At 67.6% G+C, this 22,745-nt stretch carries 19 protein-coding genes; 3 read left to right on the top strand and 16 right to left on the bottom strand.

From position 1 onward, the window contains the following. Window positions 1–146: 146 nt before the first annotated feature. The 11 genes from xdhC to ABNQ40_RS10360 all read right to left on the bottom strand — a co-directional run bounded on the left by xdhC (window position 147) and on the right by ABNQ40_RS10360 (window position 11,236). Entirely contained in the window at window positions 147–995 is an 849-nt protein-coding gene (xdhC, locus tag ABNQ40_RS10410; protein ID WP_109048228.1) for a xanthine dehydrogenase accessory protein XdhC, read from the bottom strand. Further along, complete coding sequence (gene xdhB, locus ABNQ40_RS10405) at window positions 992–3,397, bottom strand: xanthine dehydrogenase molybdopterin binding subunit (protein ID WP_247879593.1); 2,406 nt, start codon at window positions 3,395–3,397, stop codon at window positions 992–994. The genes xdhC and xdhB overlap by 4 nt, the downstream gene beginning before the upstream one ends. Beyond that, complete coding sequence (gene xdhA / locus ABNQ40_RS10400; RefSeq protein WP_109048227.1) at window positions 3,390–4,862, bottom strand: xanthine dehydrogenase small subunit; 1,473 nt, start codon at window positions 4,860–4,862, stop codon at window positions 3,390–3,392. The genes xdhB and xdhA overlap by 8 nt, the downstream gene beginning before the upstream one ends. 216 nt (window positions 4,863–5,078) lie before the next feature. Further along, window positions 5,079–5,846, bottom strand: coding sequence for a hypothetical protein (locus tag ABNQ40_RS10395; RefSeq protein ID WP_391346417.1), 768 nt, complete (start codon window positions 5,844–5,846; stop codon window positions 5,079–5,081). Window positions 5,847–5,952: 106 nt separating this feature from the next. Further along, a complete protein-coding gene (locus ABNQ40_RS10390) occupies window positions 5,953–6,654 on the bottom strand; it encodes a hypothetical protein (RefSeq protein ID WP_109049619.1) in 702 nt (233 codons plus the stop codon). A gap of 56 nt (window positions 6,655–6,710) precedes the next feature. Beyond that, the gene (gene cydB, locus ABNQ40_RS10385; protein ID WP_109049618.1) at window positions 6,711–7,730 is read right to left on the bottom strand and encodes a cytochrome d ubiquinol oxidase subunit II; all 1,020 of its coding nucleotides are present in this window, start codon (window positions 7,728–7,730) and stop codon (window positions 6,711–6,713) included. Between the two features lie 5 nt (window positions 7,731–7,735). Continuing rightward, entirely contained in the window at window positions 7,736–9,133 is a 1,398-nt protein-coding gene (locus tag ABNQ40_RS10380) for a cytochrome ubiquinol oxidase subunit I (RefSeq protein ID WP_109049617.1), read from the bottom strand. A gap of 211 nt (window positions 9,134–9,344) precedes the next feature. Further along, complete coding sequence (locus ABNQ40_RS10375; protein WP_109049616.1) at window positions 9,345–9,971, bottom strand: MarC family protein; 627 nt, start codon at window positions 9,969–9,971, stop codon at window positions 9,345–9,347. Window positions 9,972–10,038: 67 nt separating this feature from the next. Further along, window positions 10,039–10,731, bottom strand: a complete 693-nt coding sequence (locus ABNQ40_RS10370) for a DUF2161 family putative PD-(D/E)XK-type phosphodiesterase (protein WP_391346413.1) — start codon at window positions 10,729–10,731, stop codon at window positions 10,039–10,041. After that, window positions 10,728–11,048 carry a CcdB family protein gene (locus ABNQ40_RS10365; RefSeq protein WP_109049614.1) on the bottom strand — a complete coding sequence of 107 codons (321 nt, stop codon included), beginning with the start codon at window positions 11,046–11,048 and terminating at the stop codon, window positions 10,728–10,730. The genes ABNQ40_RS10370 and ABNQ40_RS10365 overlap by 4 nt, the downstream gene beginning before the upstream one ends. Then, window positions 11,045–11,236, bottom strand: a complete 192-nt coding sequence (locus ABNQ40_RS10360; protein ID WP_109049613.1) for a type II toxin-antitoxin system CcdA family antitoxin — start codon at window positions 11,234–11,236, stop codon at window positions 11,045–11,047. Before ABNQ40_RS10360 ends, ABNQ40_RS10365 begins: the two co-directional genes overlap by 4 nt. 277 nt (window positions 11,237–11,513) lie before the next feature. Between ABNQ40_RS10360 and ABNQ40_RS10355 the strand changes: the two genes are divergently transcribed. Further along, window positions 11,514–11,732: a hypothetical protein gene (locus tag ABNQ40_RS10355; RefSeq protein WP_109049612.1), complete on the top strand. Its 219-nt coding sequence runs from the start codon at window positions 11,514–11,516 to the stop codon at window positions 11,730–11,732. Window positions 11,733–11,841: 109 nt separating this feature from the next. Here the strand turns inward: ABNQ40_RS10355 and scpA are convergent, their stop codons facing one another. From scpA to ABNQ40_RS10340, 3 genes are all read right to left on the bottom strand, one after another. After that, entirely contained in the window at window positions 11,842–13,995 is a 2,154-nt protein-coding gene (scpA, locus tag ABNQ40_RS10350; RefSeq protein ID WP_109049611.1) for a methylmalonyl-CoA mutase, read from the bottom strand. 330 nt (window positions 13,996–14,325) lie between these two features. Continuing rightward, window positions 14,326–16,326 carry an acetyl/propionyl/methylcrotonyl-CoA carboxylase subunit alpha gene (locus tag ABNQ40_RS10345; RefSeq protein WP_109049610.1) on the bottom strand — a complete coding sequence of 667 codons (2,001 nt, stop codon included), beginning with the start codon at window positions 16,324–16,326 and terminating at the stop codon, window positions 14,326–14,328. 11 nt (window positions 16,327–16,337) lie between these two features. Next, the gene (locus ABNQ40_RS10340) at window positions 16,338–17,870 is read right to left on the bottom strand and encodes an acyl-CoA carboxylase subunit beta (protein WP_109049609.1); all 1,533 of its coding nucleotides are present in this window, start codon (window positions 17,868–17,870) and stop codon (window positions 16,338–16,340) included. A 230-nt stretch (window positions 17,871–18,100) separates the two neighbouring features. Here ABNQ40_RS10340 and ABNQ40_RS10335 point away from each other — a divergent pair, with 230 nt between their 5' ends. Next, window positions 18,101–19,549 (top strand): short-chain fatty acyl-CoA regulator family protein, encoded by a 1,449-nt coding sequence (locus tag ABNQ40_RS10335; RefSeq protein ID WP_109049608.1) that lies wholly within the window; start codon window positions 18,101–18,103, stop codon window positions 19,547–19,549. On the opposite strand, the gene ABNQ40_RS10330 is transcribed toward ABNQ40_RS10335, so the two are convergent. Then, on the bottom strand, window positions 19,521–20,969 hold the full coding sequence (locus ABNQ40_RS10330; protein WP_109049607.1) for a diguanylate cyclase: 1,449 nt from the start codon (window positions 20,967–20,969) through the stop codon (window positions 19,521–19,523). The genes ABNQ40_RS10335 and ABNQ40_RS10330 overlap by 29 nt on opposite strands. A gap of 216 nt (window positions 20,970–21,185) precedes the next feature. Here ABNQ40_RS10330 and ABNQ40_RS10325 point away from each other — a divergent pair, with 216 nt between their 5' ends. After that, the gene (locus ABNQ40_RS10325) at window positions 21,186–22,076 is read left to right on the top strand and encodes a response regulator (protein ID WP_109049606.1); all 891 of its coding nucleotides are present in this window, start codon (window positions 21,186–21,188) and stop codon (window positions 22,074–22,076) included. A gap of 27 nt (window positions 22,077–22,103) precedes the next feature. On the opposite strand, the gene ABNQ40_RS10320 is transcribed toward ABNQ40_RS10325, so the two are convergent. Beyond that, entirely contained in the window at window positions 22,104–22,655 is a 552-nt protein-coding gene (locus tag ABNQ40_RS10320; protein WP_109049605.1) for a DUF924 family protein, read from the bottom strand. Window positions 22,656–22,745 lie beyond the last annotated feature (90 nt).

The following is a 22,745-nucleotide window of genomic DNA, read 5'->3' as shown; positions in this document are numbered from 1 at the left end:
CCCGCCAAAGTCCCTTCTCCCCCCGCTCACGCGCAAACTTCGTTTGCGCTGACGCGACAGGCGGATCGAAGATCCGCCGAAAGCGGGGAGAAGGTTAGGATGAGGGGGTTCGGCGCAGCCGACGAGATCCTCGCCATGCATCCCCCTCACCCCGACCCTCTCCCCGGGGGGGAGAGGGGGATTTGGGAGGGCTTCGCCAGCGCCACCAGCAGTTCCGCCGCGGCGAGGGCCGCGATCACCTCCGGACGCTTGTCGCCGATCAGCGCGGCACCGATGGGACAGGTCAGGCCCGCCAGCGCGTCCACCTCCCGCCCGCGGGCCCGGAACCAGCGTTCGAACTTCGCGCGCTTCGTCGCCGAGCCGATCATGCCGACATAGGCCGCATCGCCGCGCCGCAGGGCCACCTCGGCGATCTCGAAGTCCAGCGCGTGGCTGTGGGTCAGCACCAGATAGCCGGACCCGGACGGTGCGTTCGCCAGCGGGTCGAGCGGGCTGTCGGTCAGGATGCGCTCCACCCCCGCAGGGATCGTTTCGGGAAACTCCTGCGCCCGGCCGTCGATCCACAGCAGGCGCAGCGGCAAGGGCGCGAAGGCCGTCGCCATGGCGCGTCCGACATGGCCGGCGCCGAACAGCAGCAGGGTCGGCCGCGCCGCCAGCATCCTGCGTTCGAGTTCCTCCAGGGCGGCGACGGTGCCGGCGTCAGCGCGCTCCAGCCGCAGCACCACATGCCCGCCGCAGCACTGCCCGGTCGCCGGCCCCAGCGGAAGGTCGAGCGTTTCGGCGGCGCTGCCATCCTCCAGCATCCGCCGCGCGGCGGCGATGGCGGTCCATTCCAGCCGGCCGCCGCCGACGGTGCCGGCGCAGGCTTCCCGCCCCACCAGCATGCCGGCCCCTTCCTCCCGCGGGGTGGAGCCGCGCGCCTCGGCGACGGTGACGAGGATGGCGGGAGCGCCCTTGGACAGCCAGTCGGAGAGAATGGTGGAGAGGGATATCATGGTTGGGGAGACGCCGCCTCCCGACCCCGCAGGGCGGCGATACAGGCCAGCACGCGTTCCGGCGTGGCCGGCGCATCCAGCCGCGGACAGAGGCGATGCCCGGCGAGGCTCGCCACCGCGTCGGACAGGGCGTGGAAGACCGACATGCCCAGCATGAAGGGCGGTTCGCCCACCGCCTTGGAGCGGAAGATGGTGTCCTCGCGGTTCGGCGCGTTTTCCAGGAGCGCCACATTGAAGATGCGCGGGCGATCGGAACAGGCCGGGATCTTGTAGGTGCTGGGGGCATGGGTGCGCAGGCGGCCCTGCCCGTCCCACCACAGCTCCTCCATGGTCAGCCAGCCCATGCCCTGGACGAAGCCGCCCTCGATCTGGCCCTTGTCGATCGCCGGGTTCAGCGACCGGCCGCAGTCATGCAGAATGTCCACCCGGTCGACGACATATTCGCCGGTCAGCGTGTCCACCGTCACCTCGGCGCAGGCGGCGCCATAGGCGAAATAGTAGAAGGGCGTGCCGCGTCCGGCCGCCCGGTCCCAATGGATCTTCGGCGTCTTGTAGAATCCGGTGGCCGACAGCTGCACCCGCGCCATGTAGGCCGCGCGCACCAGATCGGCGAAGCTCATGTCACGGTCGCCGACCAGCACCCGGTTGCGCTCGAACCGCACCGCGTCCGGCGCCACGCCCCAGTTCTCCGCCGCGAAGGCGACCAGCCGCTCCTTGATGGTCCGGGCCGCCGCCTGCGCCGCCTTGCCGTTCAGGTCGGAGCCGGAGGATGCCGCGGTGGCCGAGGTGTTGGGCACCTTGCCGGTGTTGGTGGCGGTCGGGCGGATGGTGGCGATGTCGACCTGGAACTCCTCCGCCACCACCTGGGCGACCTTGGTGTAGAGCCCCTGCCCCATCTCGATCCCGCCATGGTTCAGCTGGATGCTGCCGTCGGTGTAGACATGGACCAGGGCGCCGGCCTGATTGTAATGGCTGGCGGTGAAGGAGATGCCGAACTTCACCGGCGTCAGCGCCAGCCCCTTGCGCAGGATGCGGCCGCCGGCGTTGAAGACGCGGATCTCCTCCCGCCTTGTCCAGTAGCCGCTGCTCTCCTCAAGCTGCGCCACCAGTTCGGGCAGGATGTTGTCGGTGACGGTCTGGTGATAGGGCGTCAGGCTGCGGCCGTCCGTCCCGGGATCGGTGCCGTAGAAGTTCCGCTTGCGGATCTCCAGCGGGTCCTTGCCCAGCGCATAGGCGATCTCGTCAATCACCCGCTCCGCCGCCACCATGCCCTGCGGGCCGCCGAAACCGCGGAAGGCGGTGTTGGACACGGTGTTGGTCTTCAGCGGCAGGGAGGCCAGCCGCGCCGCCGGGTAGAAATAGCCGTTGTCGGCATGGAAGAGCGCGCGGTCGGTCACCGGGCCGGACAGGTCGGCGGCATAGCCGGCGCGGGCGGCGAACAGCATGTCGACGCCCTGGATCAGCCCGCTGCCGTCGAAGCCGACGCTATAGTCGATCTCGAAATCATGGCGCTTGCCGGTGATCTGGAAATCGTCGTCGCGGTCGGGGCGCAGCTTGGCGGCGCGTCCGGTGCGTTTGGCGACCAGGGCGGTGCAGGCGGCGAACAGGTTCGACTGCGTCTCCTTGCCGCCGAAGCCGCCGCCCATACGGCGCACCTCCACCGTCACCGCGGCGCTGGGCAGGTCCAGCACATGGGCGACGATGTGCTGGACCTCCGTCGGATGCTGGGTCGAGACGTGGATCAGCACCTCGCCATCCTCGCCCGGCACCGCCATGGCGATCTGGCTTTCCAGGTAGAAATGCTCCTGCCCGCCGATGGCGAGCCGGCCTTCCACGCGATGCGCCGCCGCGGCCAGCGCCGCATCGGCATCGCCGACCCGGAGAGTCATCGGCGGGGTCACCAAGGTCCGCTCGCCGTCGCGGGCGGCGGCGATGGTCAGGATTGCCGGCAGATCCTCATACTCGACCACCGCCAGCTTGGCGGCGCGGCGGGCCTGGTCGCGGGTTTCGGCGGCGACGGCGAAGATCGGCTGGCCGACATGCTCGACCAGGGATGACGCGAACAGCGGCTCGTCATGCTTGCCCATGCAGCCGATGTCGTTGACCCCCGGCACGTCTTCGGCGGTGAAGACCGCCACCACGCCGGGGGCCTGCCTGACCGGCGACAGGTCGATGGCGCGGATGCGCGCATGGGCCCGGCTGCCGAGGCCGAGATAGACATGCAGCAGGCCGGCGGGCTCGGCGATGTCGTCGACATAGACCGCCTCGCCGCTGACATGCTTGTGGGCGCTCTCGTGCCGGCGGGAGTCGTGGACGGCGCCCTTGATGCGCTCCGGGATCCGGTCCGGGGTGGCAGCGGGTGCGATGGGGGTCGTGATGTCAGGCGCCATGGAATCAGGCATGTGCAAGCCTCCGGTCGCCGACCAGACGGGTCTCCGCCGCCGGGTCGCTGGTCTCGACATACAGCTTCATCAGCAAATTCGCGGCCACGGCCGACCGATAGCCGGCACTGGCCCGCCAGTCGGACAGCGGCGCGTAGTCCCCCGCCAGCGCCTCCATCCCCAGCCGCACTGTTTCCTCGGTCCAGTGGCGACCCAGCAGCACCGCCTCGGCCCCGGCGGCGCGTTTGGGCGTGCCGGCCATGCCGCCGAAGGCGATGCGGATGTCGGCCACCCGGCCCTCGCCGTCGAGCGTCAGGCGGAAGGCGCCGCAGACGGCGGAGATGTCCTGGTCGAAGCGCTTGGCGATCTTGTAGGCACGGAACCGCTCCCCCGCCGCCGGTTTGGGCAGGATCACCGCCTCGACGAATTCGCCGTCGCGGCGGTCCTGCTTGCCGTATTCGATGAAGTAGTCCTCCAGCGGCAGCTCGCGCGTCTCCTCGCCGCGCCGCAGCCGCAGGGTGGCGCCGCAGGCGATCAGGGCCGGCGGCGTGTCGCCGATGGGGGAGCCGTTGGCGACGTTGCCGCCGATGGTGCCCATGTTGCGCACCTGCTCCGCGCCGATGCGGCGGATCAGCTCGCCGAAATCGGGATAGAGCGCCGCGATCCGCTCCGCCGCATCGCTGTAGGTGACGCCGGCCCCAATCACCAGCGCGTCGCCGCGATCCTCGATCCGCCGCAGGGCGCGGACCCGGCCGGTGTAGACCACCGTTGCCAGCACGCGCTGGAACTTGGTCACCCACAGCCCGACATCGGTCGCCCCGGCCACGATGGTGGCGCCGGGGTTGTCGAGCAGGAGCTGCGCCAGCTGCGGCACGGTGGCCGGAGCCAGGAAGCGGCGCCCGGCGGCGCCGACGCTGAGGATTTCCTCGTCGCGCAGGGCCTTCAGCTTTTCCGCCATGGCGGCGCGGTCGGCGAAGCGGTCGCCCGACCGGTCGGCGATGTCGTACATGGCGTGGGCGGCGCGGACAATGGGCTCGTAGCCGGTGCAGCGGCACAGGTTGCCGGCAAGCGCGTCGTCGATCCGTTGGCCGTCCGGCCGCTCCTCGTTCAGGTAGAGCGCCAGCAGCGACATGACGAAGCCGGGCGTGCAGAAGCCGCATTGCGAGCCGTGGCAATCGACCATCGCCTGCTGCACCGGATGCAGCGCGCCGTCCGGACCCTTCAGATGCTCCACCGTCAGCAGGCGGCAGCCGTCCAGCGTGGCGAGGAAGCGGATGCAGGCGTTCACCGCCTCGTAGCGCAGGGTATCGCCGTCCAGCCGCCCGACCACCACGGTGCAGGCGCCGCAATCGCCCTCGGCACAGCCTTCCTTGGTGCCGACCCGCCGTTCCGACAGGCGCAGCCAGTCGAGCACCGTCAGGGTGGGATCGACCGCATCGATCTCCCGAAGCTCGTCCCCGAGATAGAAGCGGAGGCGCTGGCGCATGGCTGCTCCCGTTGAACTGGTGACGATGTGACGCAGTATTTCACTGACGTTAACTCTGTCACCAGATCGGCAGCACGGGAAAGAGTTTCAAACGATTTGCAAAAGAGCGGCGGGGCAAAGGCCTCCTCGGGGACGATGCGAAGCGTAGCCGGCGGGGGGCCGGCGGGAGAGGTGGAACAGCGTGGAACGGTTTTTGGCGGCTGTTCCATCCGCCGCCTACCGGTGGCGCGGCAGAGCGGTTGGGCAAGGCGACAGCTTATAAGCCCTCTCCCCCCTGGGGAGAGGGTTGGGTGAGGGGGGCAGCGCGGACGGAACGACCGCGCCAGGGGATTGCCAAGGGGCAGCATGCCCCTTGGCGGCGCGCGGATCGCGCGCCGGCCCCCTCACCCTCCCCACGCCTGCGGCGTGGGTCCCCTCCCTCTCCCCGCTTTCGGCGGACCGAAGGTCCGCCTGTCGCGTCAGCGCAAACTCCGTTTGCGCGTGAGCGGGGGAGAGAGGGCAATCCGCGGGGATGTCGTCGAGTTCGGGGGCGGCGACGGGGACGGGCTGACGAACCGGTTGCATGGTGTGTCGCTTAGCGGCTGGAGCATCGAGACCGGCGAAGAGACCGAGCCGCTCGGCGAGCCAGCGCACGGTCGAGGGATCGCCGGAGGAGACCAGCCGTTCGATCTGCTCGACCACCAGACTGCGCAGCGACGACAGGCGCAGGTCGGCCTCGCGGTTCAGCGCCTGCCGCTCCCACCAGACCCTATGACGGAAATCCTTGGAGCCGTAATAAGCGCGCCACAGCGTCGTCCGGCTGCATCCCATGGCGCGGGCGACATAGAGGAAGCTGCTGCCGCGCGCCAGCATGCCGGCGGCCATGATCCATTGTTCCTCATGGAACTGCGAACCGGGGACCAGAGAGCCTTCGGACGGCACCGGCGGCTCCTCCGCCCACACCGGGAAATGGTCGTTTGCAAGGGTACGGCTGTCGAGGGCCATGGCGTCGCTCCGCAGGCAGGGGGGAATCCTGCGGAGATTATAGGAATTATTTCTTGCATCGGTGGATTTTGTGCAAAAGCGGGAGCGGAGGCTGCCCCCGGTACCTTTACGCATTCCCCTCCGGCGTCATCCCGGCCAATCCCCCGGCCGCGCCGCTGGCGGCGCGCACCGACGCCCCAGCGCCGCCTGCGGCGCGCACCGACGCAAGGGTCAGCGCATGCCAGTAGAGGTCCAGCAGGGCCGCCGGCATGCCGCCCTGCTCATGGCCCTCCATCGGCAGGATGGCGGCGGCATGAGCCAGCGCCGCGGTGGCGGCATTCGGGCTGCGCGACACCGCATCGCCCAGCAGCGCCAGCGTCTGGCCCAGCGCGGCGGCGTCGAAGCGCAGCAGGGCGGGCGGCACGGTGATCTGCGCCTCGCCGCCGCGCAGGCGGCCGACGGCGATGTAGACATGCAGCAGGTCGGGCCGCTGCTCCGGCCGCAACAGGGCGGCGACGATGCGGTTGCCGGTCAGCGGGCCGGTGCCGTCGAACTCGTACATGGTGGCGCGCTCGCCCTGGCGGGTGGCGGCAAGGCCGGCGAGGCGGGCGGTCAGCGGCTCGCCCGCGCGGCGGTTGGCCTCGTCGAACAGGGCGGGGTGGCTGCCGCCCTCGCTTAGCACCACCAGCGGCGCGTCGGTCGCCGCGGCGGCGGCCAGCAGGCGGGCCAGCACGGCGAAGGGATCGCCGCCCGGCGCATCCGCCTCCGCGTCCAGCAGGCCGGCGCCACGGCGCAGCATGGCCTCGGCGAAGCTGATGTCGTTGTCCATGGCGGATCCCTTTCCCGTCCGAAGGCGCCCTTTTTATGCCGGGGCGCCTCCTCCGCTCAATGGTATCCGAAGGCCCCCGTCACCTTTCCGCGGAAGACCCAGTAGGAATAGGCGGTGTAGCCCAGGATCGACGGGATCAGGAAGGCCATGCCGACCAGCAGGAACACCTGCGTCCTGGGCGGGGCCGCCGCCTCCCACACGGTGACGCCGGGGGGGATCAGATGCGGCCACAGGCTGATGGCGAGGCCGAGGTAGGACAGGGCGAACAGCGCCATCGACAGCACGAAGGGGGCCACCTCCCGGCTGTTGTCGATGGCCCGCCACAGGGCGAAGGCCAGCACCGCGGTGACGATGGGCACCGGCGCCAGGAAGAACAGGTTGGGCAGCGAGAACCAGCGCTCAGCGATCTGCGGCAGCAGGAAGGGCGTCCACAGGCTGACCGCGGCGACGCCGACGAGAACCACCAGCATCAGCCGCCGCGCCATGCGGAAACACCAGTCCTGCAACGGCCCGATGGTCCGCCAGATCAGCCAGGTCGCCCCCAACAGCGCATAGCCGACCACCAGCGCCGCGCCGCAGAACAGGGCGAAGGGGGAGAGCCAGTGCAGCATGCCGCCGACGAACTGCCGCTCATAGACCGGGATGCCCTGGATGAAGGAGCCGAGCACGACACCCTGGGCGAAGGTGGCCAGCAGCGACCCGACGAAGAAGGAGCGGTTCCACCAGTGCCGGCCCGCCCGCGCCTTGAAGCGGAATTCGAAGGCCACGCCGCGGAAGATCAGGGCGATCAGCATGACCAGCAGCGGGATGTACATCGCCGGCAGGACCACGGCATAGGCGATGGGGAAGGCTGCGAACAGCCCCGCCCCGCCCAGGACCAGCCAGGTCTCGTTGAAGTCCCAGACCGGCGCCACCGTGTTCATCATGGTGTCGCGGTCCTCCTCCGTCGGGGCGAAGGGGTAGAGGATGCCGATGCCGAGGTCGAAGCCGTCCATCAGCACATACATGAACACCGCGAAGCCGACGATCCCAACCCAGATCAGGGTCAGCAGGCTTCCTTCCGCAATTTCCTGCATGGGGCTCACTCCGCGGCTTCGATGGACGGGTCGGCGGCCGACAGTGGGCGCTTCGGGCTCTGCGCCTCCGGCGGCGGCCGGGCGTCGTGGACAAGCGCCGGGCCGGCGCGCAGCAGGCGGATCAGGTAATAGGTCCCGGCGCCGTAGATGATGGTGTAGGCGACGACGAAGGAGACCAGCGAGACCAGCGCCGCCTCGGTGGTCAGCGACGGGGTCACCGCGTCGGCGGTGCGCAGATGGCCGTAAACGACCCAGGGCTGACGCCCGATCTCGGTGGTGAACCAGCCGGCCAGGATGGCGACGAAGCCGATGGGCATGCAGCCAACCAGGATGCGGTTGAACCAGTCGCTGCTGTAGAGCCGGCCGCGGAAACGCAAGCCCAGATGCACCGCCGCCACCGTCAGCATCAGGAAGCCGATGCCGACCATCAGGCGGAAGGTCCAGAAGACGATGCGCGGGTCGGGGCGCTCGTCGGCCGGGAACTGCTTCAGGCCGGGAACGCTGCCGTTGAAATCGTGGGTCAGGATCAGGCTGGACAAAGCGGGGATGCCGATCTCCAGCCGGTTGGTTTCCGCCTCCACGTCGGGGATGGCGAAGAGGACCAGCGGGGCGCGCGGACCGCCCTCCCAATTGCCTTCCATCGCCGCGATCTTGGCCGGCTGATGCTCCAGCGTGTTCAGCCCATGCTCGTCGCCGAGGAAGATCTGCAGGGGCGCCAGCACGGTGATGAGGGCGAGCGCCATGCCGAGCCCCAGCCTGGCATGGTCGAAATGCCGGCGCTTCAGCAGGTAGAAGGCGCTGATGCCGGCGACGACGAAGCTGGTGGTCAGGAACATCGCCGTCACCATGTGGGCGAGGCGATAGGGGAAGGACGGGTTGAACACCACCTGCCACCAGTCGGTGACGAAATAGCGGCCGTCCCTGATCTCGAAGCCGGCCGGGGTGTGCATCCAGCTGTTGGCCGACAGGATCCAGAAGGACGACAGCAGCGTGCCCAGCGCCACCAGACAGGCCGCCATCAGGTGGATGCCGCGCGGCACCCGGTCGCGCCCGAACAGCAGGATGCCGAGGAAGGCGGCCTCGAGGAAGAAGGCGGTCACCACCTCGTACTGGATCAGCGGACCCAGCACGTTGCCCACGGTGTCGGACCAGCGGCTCCAGTTGGTGCCGAACTGGTAGGACATGACGATGCCCGACACCACGCCCAGACCGAAGGACAGCGCGAAGATGCGGGTCCAGAACTCCGACAGGCTGCGGTAGATGCCCTTGCCGGTGCCGACCCACAGCGCTTCCAGAAGCGCGATCCAGCAGGCGAGCCCGACCGTGAAGCTGGGGAACAGGATGTGGAAGGAGATCGTGAACGCGAACTGAATCCGCGACAGGATCAGCGGGTCGAGGTCCATGGCCGCCGCCTCTTGTGTTTGGGCGCGTGGATGGGCGAACGCCGGGCGAATACCCGGCGTCGACTGTGGCAGGACCCCATGTAGGCTGGGCGGCCGGACCGGAAAGGGGATTAGTCTTTCGGGCTTGGGCCGGACTGCGGGAAGCGGTAGCGAGGAAGTGCCGGCGGCGGCGCGCTGCCCCTTTGGACGATTTTGCCGGGTTGGCCGGATGTCAGTGGGGCGGATACACCGCGGTGATGCCGGAAATCACCGTCTGCGCGGCCAGCGCCGCCAGCACGATGCCGAGCACGCGGCTTACCGTGTGGATCACCGTGCGGCCCAGCAGCCGCCCGACCCGGTCGGCCCCCAGCAGGATCAGCGTCACCCCGCCGATCACCGTCGCCGCCGCCCCCAGGACGCTGACCTGTCCCGCCGCCGTGGTGCCGACGCGGTCCATCAGCAGCAGGATCGAGGTGATGGCGCCGGGCCCGGCGATCAGCGGAACCGCCAGCGGGAAGACGGCGATGTCGTGCGCGTCCTCGTCGGTCATCGCCTCGCCGGTGTCGCGCTCCTTGCGCTCGGAGCGCTTGGCGAACAGCATTTCGAAGGCGATCCAGAACAGCAGCGCCCCGCCGGCGATGCGGAAGGCCGGCATCTCGATGGACAGCGTCTCCAGCACGACCTTGCCGAAATAGGCGAAGAAGACCAGCACGACGAAGGCGATGGCGGTGCCGCGCAGCGCGATGATCCGCTTGTGCCGGTCATCGAAGCCGCGGGTCAGCGCGATGAACAGCGGCACCAGCCCCGGCGGATCGACGACGACGAAAAAAACGACGAGATTGCTGATGTAGTCCGACAAAGCGGGCTCCAGCCTTTTGTGATCGTGGATTGGGTGGCGACGATCATAGGCTTGGCGGTGCGGAGTGTCACGCCTCCGCCAGGGCATGGGCGAAGGCCTCGACCCCCTGCACGCCGGCCGGGGTCAGCGCGTAGGTGCCGCGCCCGACCCGTTCGAACCAGCCATAGACGTTGCGCAGCAGCATCGGTCCGACATCCTTCGGCGCCCCCGCCTTGCGCAGAGCCGCGACGGTCAGCGGCCCGCCGCGCAGCAGGCGGGCGATGCGCAGCGCGTCCTGGCGGTAGGCGGTGACGATGGCGACGCGGGTGGAGCCGCCGCGGTTGGGATCGCCGACCCGGCGGGCATGCTCGCCGAGCAGGCGATGAGTGCGCTTCTTGTCCTTGCGCGGGGTGTAGGGGATGGGGTCGAGCAGCACGGCGACCTGCCGCCCCTCGGCCAGCCCCGGATCGACCATCAGCAGGCCGAGCCCGAGCCGGCGGCAGAGCTTCTTAACGTCGCCGTCGAGGGGAGACAGCCCGGTCGCCTTGCGCCCCGGCTGCGGCACGGCGAGATAGACGCTGTCGCTGACCGCCAGCCGGTCCACCCCTTGCAGCACGAGGTCGAGGGTGAAGCGCTTTTTCAGCTCTACGATCACCGGCGGCTCGTCCCCGCGCGTGGCGACGAGATCGCAGCCGCGGATCTCCGCCTTCACGTCGTAACCTTGGGCTTCGAGGAAGGCTTTGACGGGAGCGTAGAGGTCGGTTTCGGCGGTGACGGTCAAAAGTCGCCTGTCAGGACGTCGATGGCACGGCGGATGTCGGAATGGGCGTCGGATGCGGACGCCACGACAGCACCGATTTGCGCAACGGGCAAAGCGATGATCTGCGGCGTCGCGACGGCGAATTGCTCGTTGCCGACCATGATTGACGGCATGATTTTGGGAATCGGAGTTTCAACTTCGGACGACCGGATCAACGGAACGACCACACGGGTTCTGTCGATCCCGACATAATCACCCTGAACGATCAAGAGATAGGGAATGGGGTGATTCTTCTTTCCCTTCGCCGCCGGATTGAGGCAAACGTCGAGAAATCTCATTCGAAGTTCCGGTACTCTTCACCAAAAAGACCAAGCCGGTCCACCAACGCATCGTAGGCTGCAAACGCCGCCCGATTGTCTTCCATCCATTTCTTCTTTTCGGCATCCATGGACGACACAGGGGATGCGTTTTCCAGCGTATCGGAAACGGGATGCTCACTCTTCTTGGCTGGATCGATCCTGAACATCGAAATGGCTCCCGACCATGCGTCACCATCCTAAGGATAGTGACGCAGCTCTATCCTGTCCAGTTCATGGCGACCCGGGTGGTGTCTCAGTTTGAAATCTGCGGAGTTTGCCCGGCCCATCCCAGGTTCCGAAACGGGGGGATGACGCCGTCCTGAACCGCGACTACAATACCGGCATGACGAATTTGGTCGCCTCTCCTCCCAAGCCACGATAGCCCCGGCAGCGCCGTCCAATGTTGAACGGGACGCGCCGGGGCATCGAGCTAGGAGAGGCAAGATGTCTAAAGACATGATGCGGGCGCGCCGCCGGCATGACCGGGCTCGTATGGTCGCGAAGGTTCGGCGCATTCTCCCTTGGGCCGACGTTCCGCAGAAGGTCGCCGACAATATGGCAGTGTGCAGTTGCTGGATGTGCGGCAATCCACGGCGCTACAGAATTGAGCTGACCATACAGGAGCGGCGGCAGGACATCAGGGATCTGGATTGGGATCACTGAAATCGACGGGGCGATGCCGCCACCGCGCGTCGCCCCATCAAATCTCACAGCGGGGCACAGCCGCCTGACTCAAAAGAGGGAAGAGCCATGCTCTTCCCTCTTTTGCCGATCACGCCGCCGCCCGCTGCTTGCGCAGGATGCCCAGGATGTCCGACGCCGCCTTCGGGATGTTGGTGCCCGGACCGTAGATGGCCGCGGCACCCGCCTTGTAGAGGAAATCGTAATCCTGCGGCGGGATCACCCCGCCGCACACCACCAGGATGTCGCCGGCGCCCTGGCGGCGCAGCTCCTCGATCAGCTGCGGCACCAGCGTCTTGTGGCCGGCGGCCTGGGACGACACGCCGATGACGTGCACGTCGTTTTCCACCGCCTGCCGCGCCGCCTCGTCCGGGGTCTGGAACAGCGGGCCGATGTCGACGTCGAAGCCGATGTCGGCGAAGCTGGTGGCGATCACCTTGGCGCCGCGGTCGTGGCCGTCCTGGCCCATCTTCACCACCAGGATGCGCGGCCGGCGGCCTTCGTCGGCGGCGAAGGACGCCACCTCCTCCTGGATCTTCCTGAAACCCTCGTCGCCCTCATAGGCCGAGCCGTAGACGCCCGACACCGAGCGGATGACGGCGACATGGCGGGTGAAGGCCTTTTCCAGCGCGTCGGAGATCTCGCCGACGGTGGCGCGGGCGCGGGTGGCCTCGACCGACAGGGCCAGCAGGTTGCCGGTCTTCGCCGCGGCGGCCTCGGTCAGCGCCGCCAGCGCAGCCTGGCATTTGGCTTCGTCGCGGGTGGCGCGGATCTGCTTGAGGCGGGCGATCTGCGCCTCGCGGACGGCGGTGTTGTCGATGTCCAGCACGTCCACCCCCTCCGGGTTCTCCGGACGGTACTTGTTGACGCCGACGATCACCTCCTCGCCGCGGTCGATGGCGGCCTGACGGCGGGCGGCGGCCTCCTCGATCAGCAGCTTGGGCATGCCGCTCTCGACCGCCTTGGTCATGCCGCCCATCTCCTCGACCCGGCCGATCAGCTCAAGGGCGGCGTTGGCGAGGCTGTGGGTCAGATGCTCGATGTAGAAGGAGCCGCCGAGCGGATCGACCACCTTGGTGACGCCGGCCTCCTCCGCGATGATCAGCTGGGTGTTGCGGGCGATGCGGGCGGAGGTCTTGGTCGGCAGGCCGAGCGCCTCGTCGAAGGCGTTGGTGTGCAGCGACTGGGTGCCGCCCAGCACCGCCGCCATCGCCTCGATGGTGGTGCGGATGACGTTGTTGTAGGGGTCCTGCTCGGTCAGCGAGACGCCGGAGGTCTGGCAATGGGTGCGCAGAGCCAGCGAGCGCGCGTCCTTGGGCTGGAACTTCTCCTGCATCAGAGAGGACCACAGCAGGCGCGCGGCGCGCAGCTTGGCGATCTCCATGAAGAAATTCATGCCGATGGAGAAGAAGAAGGACAGGCGCGGCGCGAACTTGTCGACCGGCAGCCCCTTCGACATCGCGGCGCGGACATATTCCAGCCCGTCAGCGATGGTGAAGGCCAGCTCCTGCACCGCCGTCGCGCCTGCCTCCTGCATGTGGTAGCCGGAGATCGAGATCGAGTTGAACTTCGGCATGTGCTGGGAGGTGTACTCGATGATGTCGGCGATGATCCGCATCGAGGGTTCGGGCGGGTAGATGTAGGTGTTGCGGACCATGAACTCCTTGAGGATGTCGTTCTGGATGGTGCCGCTCAGCTTGTCCTGGGAGACGCCCTGCTCTTCCGCCGCGACGATGTAGCCGGCCAGGATCGGCAGCACCGCGCCGTTCATGGTCATCGACACCGACATCTTGTCGAGCGGGATATCGGCGAACAGGACCTTCATGTCCTCGACACTGTCGATGGCGACGCCGGCCTTGCCGACATCGCCGACGACGCGCGGATGGTCGCTGTCATAGCCGCGGTGGGTGGCGAGGTCGAAGGCCACCGACAGGCCCATCTGGCCGGCCTTGAGGTTGGCCTTGTAGAAGGCGTTCGACTCCTCCGCGGTGGAGAAGCCGGCATATTGCCGGATGGTCCAGGGCTTCACCGCATACATCGTGGCGCGCGGGCCGCGGGTGAAGGGGGGGAAGCCCGGCAGCGTGTCCAGCTCCAGCCCTTCCAGATCGGCGGCGGTGTAGAGCGCCTTGACGTCCAGCCCTTCCGGGGTCTTCCAGACCAGCTTGGAAATGTCGCCGTCGGCGCCGAGATCCTTGGCGGCCAGCTTGTCCCAGTCGGCAAGGGTCTTCTGCGGGAACTCGGTCATCGACGCCTCCTGATGGCTTCTTATGGCGCTGGTGAAACTGCAAGGCAATCGGATGTGGAACTTAAATTCCTTGGAAGGGCCTTCCGTCATCCCCGCGAAGGCGGGGATCCAGAGTTCGCAAGACGAATCTGGTGGGAAAGCCTGGATCCCCGCCTTCGCGGGGATGACGAGCTTCCTTTGAGAAGAGCACGATCTTCATATGCGATTGCCTTGGGCGAAACTAATACTGGCAGTGCGGTCCCCCCGATGCCCCCTTCCATCGGACGGACGGCCGGTGGAAGGGGGCAGGGGCGACGCTTCCTCTCGATTGCGTTTCTTCTTATTATACGGTTACGCGAATTCCACGATCTTCTGATCGACCGCCAGGCTGCTGCCCGGCGCCGCGTGGATTTTCGCGACCGTCCCGTCCTGCGACGCGCGCAGAATGTTCTCCATCTTCATCGCCTCGACCACGGCCAGCACCTCGCCGGCCTTGACCTCCTGGCCTTCCGACACCGACAGCGACACCAGCAGGCCCGGCATCGGCGACAGCAGGAACTTCGACATGTCCGGCGGCGCCTTGACCGGCATCAGGGCGTCCAGTTTGGCCGCCTTCGGCGTCAGCACCTTGACGATGGCCTGCGAGCCGCTGTGGTGCAGGCGATAGCCGATGCCGACGCGGTCGATCTGCACGCAGACATGCCGGCCGTTCACCGTGCCGCGGAACAGCGGCTCGCCGATCTGCCAGTCGCTCCGCACCGTGTGGTGCGTGCCGTCGACATCGACGGTGTAGCCGATGCGCTGCCCATTGCTCTCGGCGGCATGCAGGTGAACCGGATGCTGGGTGCCGTCGAGCACCACCACCCAGTCGCCGCGCACCGCCACCTTGTTGCCGGGCATCTTGCCGGAGATCTGGTTGTCGCGGTCGTTCAGGCTGCGGTGGATCACCGCCGCCACCGCGACCAGCACCGCCGGATCTTCCGGCGGCAGGTCCGAGGCGTGGAAGCCGTTCGGATATTCCTCGGCGATGAAGTTGGTGGTCAGCCGCCCGTCGACGAAGCGCTGGTTCGCCATCAGCGAGGCCAGGAACGGGATGTTGTGGCTGACGCCGCGGATGTAATACTGGTCCAGCGCCTCGCGCATTTCGGCGATGGCCTCGTCGCGCGTCTGCCCCCAAGTGCAGAGCTTGGCGATCATCGGATCGTAATACATCGAGATCTCGCCGCCCTCGAACACGCCGGTGTCGACGCGGACATGGCTGTCGGCGGCCGGCGGCCGGTAATGGGTCAGGCGGCCGGTCGAGGGCAGGAAATTGCGGAAGGGATCCTCGGCATAGACGCGCGCCTCGACGGCCCAGCCGTTGAGCTGCACGTCCTCCTGACGGAGCGTCAGCTTCTCGCCGGCGGCGACGCGGATCATCAGCTCGACGAGGTCGAGGCCGGTGATCAGCTCGGTGACCGGATGTTCGACCTGGAGGCGGGTGTTCATCTCCAGGAAGTAGAAGTTGCGCTCGGCATCGACGATGAATTCCACCGTGCCGGCCGACTTGTACTGCACCGCGTTGGCCAGAGCCACCGCCTGCTCGCCCATCGCCTTGCGGGTGGCGGCGTCGAGGAACGGGCTCGGCGCCTCCTCGATGACCTTCTGGTGGCGGCGCTGGATCGAGCATTCACGCTCGTGCAGGTACAGGCAGGTGCCCTGCCCGTCGGCCAGAAGCTGGATTTCGATGTGGCGCGGCTGCTGGATGTACTTCTCGACGAAGACGCGGTCGTCGGCGAAGCTGGAGCGCGCCTCGTTGGTTGCCGAGCGGAAGCCCTCGCGCGCCTCCTCGTCGTTCCAGGCCACGCGCATGCCCTTGCCGCCGCCGCCGGCCGAGGCCTTGATCATCACCGGATAGCCGATGTCGCGGGCGATGGTCACCGCCTCGCTGTCGTCGGCGATGACGCCGAGATAGCCGGGGACGGTGGAGACGCCGGCGGCCTTCGCCAGCTTCTTGGACTCGATCTTGTCGCCCATCGCCTGGATGGCGTGGGCGTCCGGCCCGATGAAGGCGATGCCGGCAGCCGCCAGCGCCTCCTGGAACTCGCGCTTTTCCGACAGGAAGCCGTAGCCGGGATGGACGGCCTGGGCGCCGGTCCGCTTGCAGGCATCCACGATCCTGTCGATCAGCAGATAGCTCTGGGCGGACGGGGCGGCGCCGATGTGGACGGCCTCGTCGGCCATCTCGACATGGAGCGCGTTCCTGTCGGCGTCGGAATAGACCGCGACGGTCTTGATGCCCATGCGGCGTGCCGTGCGGATGACGCGGCAGGCGATCTCGCCACGGTTGGCGATGAGGATCTTCTCGAACATGCTGCCGGCCCTCACAGCGGAATGTTGTCGTGCTTGCGCCAGGGGGTCTGGAGCTGCTTGTTCTTCAGCATGGACAGCGCCTTCGTGATGCGGCGGCGGGTTCCGTGCGGCATGATGACGTCGTCGATGTAACCGCGCGACGCGGCGACGAAGGGATTGGCGAACTTCTGCTTGTACTCTTCCGTACGTGCCTCGATCTTCTCGGCGTCGCCGATGTCGCTGCGGAAGATGATTTCCACCGCGCCCTTGGCGCCCATCACCGCGATTTCAGCCGACGGCCAGGCATAGTTGAGGTCGCCGCGCAGATGCTTGGACGACATCACGTCGTACGCGCCGCCGTACGCCTTGCGGGTGATGACGGTCACCTTCGGCACGGTGGCCTCGGCGTACGCGTACAGCAGCTTGGCGCCATGCTTGATGATGCCGCCATATTCCTGGCTGGTGCCGGGCATGAAGCCGGGGACATCGACCAGGGTCAGGATCGGGATTTCGAAGGCATCGCAGAAGCGGACGAAGCGCGCCGCCTTCTTGGAGCTGTCGATGTCGAGGCAGCCGGCGAGCACCATCGGCTGGTTGGCGACGATGCCGACCGTGGAGCCGTTCATCCGGGCGAAGCCGATCAGGATGTTCTTGGCGTATTCCGGCTGGAGTTCGAAGAAGTCGCCCTCGTCGACGATCTTGAGGATCAGCTCCTTCATGTCGTAGGGCTTGTTCGGGTTCTCCGGCACCAGCGTGTCGAGCGAGAAGTCCTCGCGGTCGAGCGGGTCGGCGCAGGGACGGACCGGCGCCTTCTCGCGGTTCGACGACGGCAGGAAATCGACGAAGCGGCGCAGCTGGAGCAGGGCCTCGACATCGTTCTCGAAGGCCAGATCGGCGACGCCCGACTTGGTGGAGTGGGTGACGGCGCCGCCCAGCTCTTCGGCGGTCACCACCTCGTGGGTGACGGTCTTCACCACGTCGGGGCCGGTGACGAACATGTAGGAGCTGTCCTTCACCATGAAGATGAAGTCGGTCATGGCCGGCGAGTACACCGCGCCGCCGGCGCACGGCCCCATGATCAGCGAGATCTGCGGGATGACGCCCGAGGCATCGACGTTACGCTGGAACACCTCGGCATAGCCGCCGAGCGAGGCGACGCCCTCCTGGATGCGGGCGCCACCGCTGTCGTTCAGGCCGATGACCGGGGCGCCGACCTTCAGCGCCTGGTCCATGATCTTGCAGATCTTCTCGGCATGCGCTTCGGACAGCGCGCCGCCGAAGACCGTGAAGTCCTGGCTGAAGACGAAGACGAGGCGGCCGTTGACGGTGCCGTGGCCGGTGACCACGCCGTCGCCCGGGACCTTCTGGTTTTCCATGCCGAAGTCGATGCAGCGATGTTCGACGAACATGTCGAACTCCTCGAACGACCCTTCGTCGAGGAACAGCTCGATCCGCTCGCGCGCGGTCAGCTTGCCTTTGGCGTGCTGGCCGGCGATGCGCTTCTCACCGCCGCCCAGCCGCGCCGCGGCGCGCTTGGACTCCAACTTGGCCAGAATGTCTTGCATCGGGCGTTCCCATTCCTTGTCGTCTCAATGACCGTCCCCGTTCCGGCGGCAGGCGACGCAATCGTTCACCGGAACGCCGCGGATTATTCACAAACTTCGCAGCGCTTCAAACAGCCTCTTCGCAAAAACGTGCGAAGTTGCGAAGCCCTTTGCAATTGCGGCTTTGCGCTTGCTAAGATTGCGAAGAATGGCGGATTTCCAAGGCCGGCGCCGGGCAGGAATTTATACGCATGCAAAAGAAGCTGTTCCTTGGCTACAAGCTGCGCCGCCTGCGCGAGCAGCGCGGCCTGACCCAGGCGTCGCTCGCCAAGACGCTGGAGCTTTCCCCCAGCTATCTCAACCAGTTGGAGAACAACCAGCGCCCGCTGACCCTGCCGGTGCTGATGCGGATCGCCGCCACCTTCGAGCTGGAGCTGTCCGCCTTCCTGGAGGACGAGGACAGCCGGCTGGTCTCCGATCTGCGCGAGGCGCTGGCCGACCCGCTGTTCGCAGGCGCCCCGCTGACCGCGGCGGAACTGCGCAGCGTGGTGGGGTCCAGCCCGGAACTGGCCCGCCGGGTGCTCAGCCTGCATCAGGCCTATCAGAAGCTGCATGAGCGGGTGCAGTCGCTGACCGACAGCCTGTCCAACACCGAACAGGGCGACAGCTTCGCCGGTCCGCAATTCCCCTATGAGGAGGTGCGGGACTATTTCCATTACTGCAACAACTACATCGGTCCGCTGGACGAGGCGGCGGAGCGGCTGTGGGACAGCGAGAAAATCCATTCCGGATCGCTGCTGAACGAACTCGCCGCCTATCTGAAGCGGCGCCACGACGTGCGGGTGAAGATCGTCGCCGACGAGGCGGGCGACACCGCCATGCGCAGCTACGACGCCACCACCGGCACGCTGCGGCTGTCGGCCCTGCTGACCAGCTCCAGCCGCGCCTTCCACATGGCGAACCAGATCGCGCTGCTGGAGTTCGGCGACCAGATCGACGATCTGGTGGAGCAGGCGAAATTCTCCAGCGAGGACGCGCGGTCGATCTGCCGGGTCGGGCTCGCCAACTATTTCGCCGGGGCGCTGGTGCTGCCCTACCGCGCCTTCGCGGCGCAAGCCCGCGCCCTGCGCCACGATGTGGAGCAGTTGCAAAGCCGCTTTTCCGCCAGCTTCGAGCAGGTCTGCCACCGGCTGTCCACCCTGCAACGGCCGGGCGCCCGCGGCCTGCCCTTTTATTTCGTGCGGGTCGACATGGCCGGCAACATCACCAAGCGCCATTCGGCGACGCGCTTTCACTTCGCCCGCTTCGGCGGCGCCTGCCCGCTGTGGAACGTGCATGACGCCTTCGCCCAGCCCGGCAAGATCCTGGTGCAGTTCGCCCAGATGCCTGACCGCACCGCCTATATCAGCATCGCCCGCACGGTGACCAAGCGCGGCGGCGCCTATCTGAAGCCGTCACGGCAGTTCGCCGTCGGGCTGGGCTGCGAGGCGAGCCACGCGCCGGAACTGGTCTATGCCGCCGGCATCGACATCACCGACATGAAGGCGGCGGTGCCAATCGGCGTCAACTGCCGCCTGTGCGAGCGCACCGACTGCCAGCAGCGCGCCTTCCCGCCGATCGGCAGCGAGCTGCGGGTGAACGAGCATCACCGCAGCTTCGTGCCCTACCTGTTCAATCCGCCGGACACGCCGTCCGGCTGAACGCCCTGCCGGGCCGACCGCCGCCCTCGCCGCCGTCGCTGTCGTCGCTGTCGAGGACGACGCGGTCTCGCCCCTCGTCCTTCGCCCGGTACAGCGCGTTGTCGGCCCGGATCAGCAGGCGGTCGATGCTGTCGCCGTCACGGACTCCGGCGACGCCGAAACTGCCGGTCTGCCGGTGGCCGTTGGAGAAGTCGTAGCCGCGGATCGTCCGGCGCAGCCGTTCGGCCAGGGCGAAGGCCGCTTCCGGACTGGCCTCCGGACACAGGATCAGGAATTCCTCGCCGCCCCAGCGGCCGACCGTGTCGGTGGCGCGCAGCGCCTTGCGGGCCAGTGCGGCGAACTCGATCAGCACCCGGTCGCCGAAGACATGGCCATAGCGGTCGTTGACCTGCTTGAAATGGTCCAGATCGACGAGGATGATCGAGAACGGCCTGCCGTAGCGGGCGGCGCGCTCCATCTCCGCACGGCAGACGTCGTTCAGATGGCTGCGGTTGGCGAGGCCGGTCAGCACATCGGTGCGCGACTGCACCCGCAACCGCTCGTTCACCCGCATCAGCGTCACGATCCAGAACAAGCTGGTCAGGATCACCGCCGCCGGGATGGCGAGCAGCTTCGCCAGCGTCCACGGATCGAGCGGCGACTGCACCTGGATGGCGACATGCCGGTTGGCGATGGCGGTCCGTTCGGCGGCGGAAATCGTCCGGACACCGCGGTCCAGCGCCGCCAGCAGCTCCGGCTCGTCCCGGCGGACGCCGATGCGCAGCAGATTCTCATAGCCCGGCAGGTGGCCGGCAACCTTCAAATTGAACCAGCCGGCCGTCTTGATGGTGAAGACGGCAACGGTCAGCGACCGCAGCGTCATGTCGGCCTTGCCGTGGGACACCATGGCGAAGGCTTCCGCCTCGCTGTCGACCATGACGATGCGCAGCTCGGGAAAGTCGCGGCGCACCCGCTCCTCGACCGAGGTTCCCTTGGGAAGCACCATCGTTTCGCCGCCGAGGCCGGCGAGATCGGCGATGAAGTCGTGGCTTTCCCGCGTCACCAGCACGTTGGGATCGACGAACAGCGGCTCGGTGAAGGCCAGCCATTCCTCCCGCTTCGGCGTCCGATTGAGAAAGCTGAGGAAGCGGCAGCGCCCGTCCCGCACCGCCGCCAGGCTGTCCTCCCAGTCGCGGGTCGGCAGCGGACGCATGGCCACCCCGGAGCGTTCCGACACCAGGGCCAGCAGGTCCGCGGCGATCCCCTGGTGCTTTCCGTCCGCGGTGATGGATTCGTAGGGGGGCCAATCGGGGTCGGCGCAGTAGAGAACGCTTTCGGCACCGTAAGCCGTCGCAGCAATCAGGAGCTGAACCGGAACCGCCAGGACCGCCAGACAGTGCAGCAGCCGCCTCGCCGCTCTCCCGGACCACGAATCTGCCATACAGCCACTTCTCCGGTGTCGGTCGACGGACCCTGGACAGCGTACCCAAGTATGTGCCGACAGGATAACGCTGTTTGCCGCGCGCGGCGCGCGAAATGATGCGCCGCTGGCCCGCAACTTGCTGAGAATTGGTCGCAAGATCGGCCGGAGCGCGGACCTCGGTCCTTTTCTGACCCGATCGATGCAAGCTGCTTTGCATTTTGCCAATGGCGGGCCATGAACGGTGACATTCTGCATCACGCCCCCCACCACAGGGGGACGGCGTTCGCTCCGGAAGCGATGGCCCGCATGCTGGCGGTTTCCACCACGGCCCTGGCGCAGGGGCGGGGAATCGCTCTGGATGTCGGCGTTCTGACCGGCACGCCGCCGCGCCTGATCGGCAATGCGGAAACGGTCAGCAGCCTGTGCAACGCACTTGCCGCGAGCGCCATCGCCGCCGCAGCACCGGGCCGGCTCGACCTGCGGCTGTCAGCGCTGCCCAGCGGTGAAGACTCGGTCGTCTTCCGGGCGGAACTGCATGGCCGCTATGAGGCCAGCTGCGGGGCCAAGTGCGAGGACGGGTTCAACAAGGATTTCATGCGGCGGCTGCTGGCGGGCCTGGGCGCGCAGATGAGCGTGACCGAGGAGGCCGACGGATCGCGGCGCGCGGTGCTCGACATGCCGGCGGCCCTGCCCTCCCGCACCACCGACGGCGAGCTTCTGATGAACTGGGCGCGGTCGCGCGGCGGCCGGCTGCTGGTGGTGGACGACAGCGCCACCAACCGCATGGTGGTGGCCGGGCTGCTCGCCAAGGCCGGCTTCTCGGTCGAGACCGCCAATGGCGGGGCGGAGGCGGTGGAGGCGGTCGCCCACGCGCCCGTGCCGCCTGAGGCGGTGCTCATGGACGTGGCGATGCCCGACATGGACGGGGCCACCGCCACCGCCACCATCCGCCGGATGAGCGACGACCGGGCGCGCATCCCGATCATCGCCGTCACCGCCAACGCCCAGCCCGAGGACCGCATCCGCTGTCTGGCGGCCGGGATGAACGACTATCTGACCAAGCCGGTCCGCCGCGCCGACCTGCTGGGCGCGCTGGAGCGCTGGCTGGCGCCGCAACCTGCTTGATGTCGCTGCCGGCCTGACCTCACATCTTCAGAAGGAGGAGTCGGGTTCCTTGAGGAACGCCTCCTCCTCCGGCGTGCTCACACGGCCGAGAAGGGCGTTGCGGTGGGGAAAGCGGCCGAAGCGCCCGATGATCTCGCGGTGGCGTTCGGCATAGCGGATCGTAGTCTCGTCGCCCACCCGTTCGGTGAACAGGGCGACGGAGCGCTCCTGGCTGCCCATGTCCTCGTGATGCTCGAAGGGCAGATAGAGGAAGGTCCGCTCGTCCTCGTTGCATTCCAGATCGAAGCCGTTGGCGACGGCATGCTCGCTCACGCCCCGCGCCTTGGCGTCGGTGGCGAAGGCACGCAGGTCGTCGCGGAACATGTTGCGCGGCACCTGATCGAGCAGCACGCACAGCGCGATGCAGCCGTCGACATCCTCGATCCAGTCATCGTAGTCGCCGCGGGCCGCCGCCTCGTAATGCGGGCCCAGCGTGTCGGCCACCGCACGGTCGAAGCTGGCCGACCTGCGGAACCAATAGGGCTTCATCGCCTCGTCGAACCAGAAATCGACGATCTCGTCGATCAGACTGTCCATCATTGTCTTCTCCGCCTTGCCTTGCGTCGCCCGACGACACGCTCCCCCAAACAAGAACAGGGCGCCCTAAGGGGCGCCCTGTCCAGATACCAA

Origin of the sequence: Azospirillum sp. A23, assembly GCF_042938965.1 — a bacterium.
GTDB classification, from domain to species: domain Bacteria; phylum Pseudomonadota; class Alphaproteobacteria; order Azospirillales; family Azospirillaceae; genus Azospirillum; species Azospirillum melinis.
This window is presented reverse-complemented; position numbering and strand designations above follow the sequence as displayed.

Excerpts from the sequence above, each read along its gene's own strand:
- ABNQ40_RS10335 (WP_109049608.1), top strand. The coding sequence starts at position 18,101 with ATGCAAAAGAAGCTGTTCCTTGGCTACAAGCTGCGCCGCCTGCGCGAG.
- ABNQ40_RS10390 (WP_109049619.1), bottom strand. The coding sequence starts at position 6,654 with ATGGACAACGACATCAGCTTCGCCGAGGCCATGCTGCGCCGTGGCGCC.
- ABNQ40_RS10320 (WP_109049605.1), bottom strand. The coding sequence starts at position 22,655 with ATGATGGACAGTCTGATCGACGAGATCGTCGATTTCTGGTTCGACGAG.
- ABNQ40_RS10325 (WP_109049606.1), top strand. The coding sequence starts at position 21,186 with ATGAACGGTGACATTCTGCATCACGCCCCCCACCACAGGGGGACGGCG.
- ABNQ40_RS10360 (WP_109049613.1), bottom strand. The coding sequence starts at position 11,236 with ATGTTCAGGATCGATCCAGCCAAGAAGAGTGAGCATCCCGTTTCCGAT.
- scpA (WP_109049611.1), bottom strand. The coding sequence starts at position 13,995 with ATGACCGAGTTCCCGCAGAAGACCCTTGCCGACTGGGACAAGCTGGCC.
- ABNQ40_RS10345 (WP_109049610.1), bottom strand. The coding sequence starts at position 16,326 with ATGTTCGAGAAGATCCTCATCGCCAACCGTGGCGAGATCGCCTGCCGC.
- ABNQ40_RS10395 (WP_391346417.1), bottom strand. The coding sequence starts at position 5,846 with ATGGCCCTCGACAGCCGTACCCTTGCAAACGACCATTTCCCGGTGTGG.
- cydB (WP_109049618.1), bottom strand. The coding sequence starts at position 7,730 with ATGCAGGAAATTGCGGAAGGAAGCCTGCTGACCCTGATCTGGGTTGGG.
- xdhA (WP_109048227.1), bottom strand. The coding sequence starts at position 4,862 with ATGCGCCAGCGCCTCCGCTTCTATCTCGGGGACGAGCTTCGGGAGATC.
- ABNQ40_RS10380 (WP_109049617.1), bottom strand. The coding sequence starts at position 9,133 with ATGGACCTCGACCCGCTGATCCTGTCGCGGATTCAGTTCGCGTTCACG.
- xdhC (WP_109048228.1), bottom strand. The coding sequence starts at position 995 with ATGATATCCCTCTCCACCATTCTCTCCGACTGGCTGTCCAAGGGCGCT.
- ABNQ40_RS10340 (WP_109049609.1), bottom strand. The coding sequence starts at position 17,870 with ATGCAAGACATTCTGGCCAAGTTGGAGTCCAAGCGCGCCGCGGCGCGG.
- ABNQ40_RS10330 (WP_109049607.1), bottom strand. The coding sequence starts at position 20,969 with ATGGCAGATTCGTGGTCCGGGAGAGCGGCGAGGCGGCTGCTGCACTGT.
- ABNQ40_RS10365 (WP_109049614.1), bottom strand. The coding sequence starts at position 11,048 with ATGAGATTTCTCGACGTTTGCCTCAATCCGGCGGCGAAGGGAAAGAAG.
- xdhB (WP_247879593.1), bottom strand. The coding sequence starts at position 3,397 with ATGCCTGATTCCATGGCGCCTGACATCACGACCCCCATCGCACCCGCT.
- ABNQ40_RS10355 (WP_109049612.1), top strand. The coding sequence starts at position 11,514 with ATGTCTAAAGACATGATGCGGGCGCGCCGCCGGCATGACCGGGCTCGT.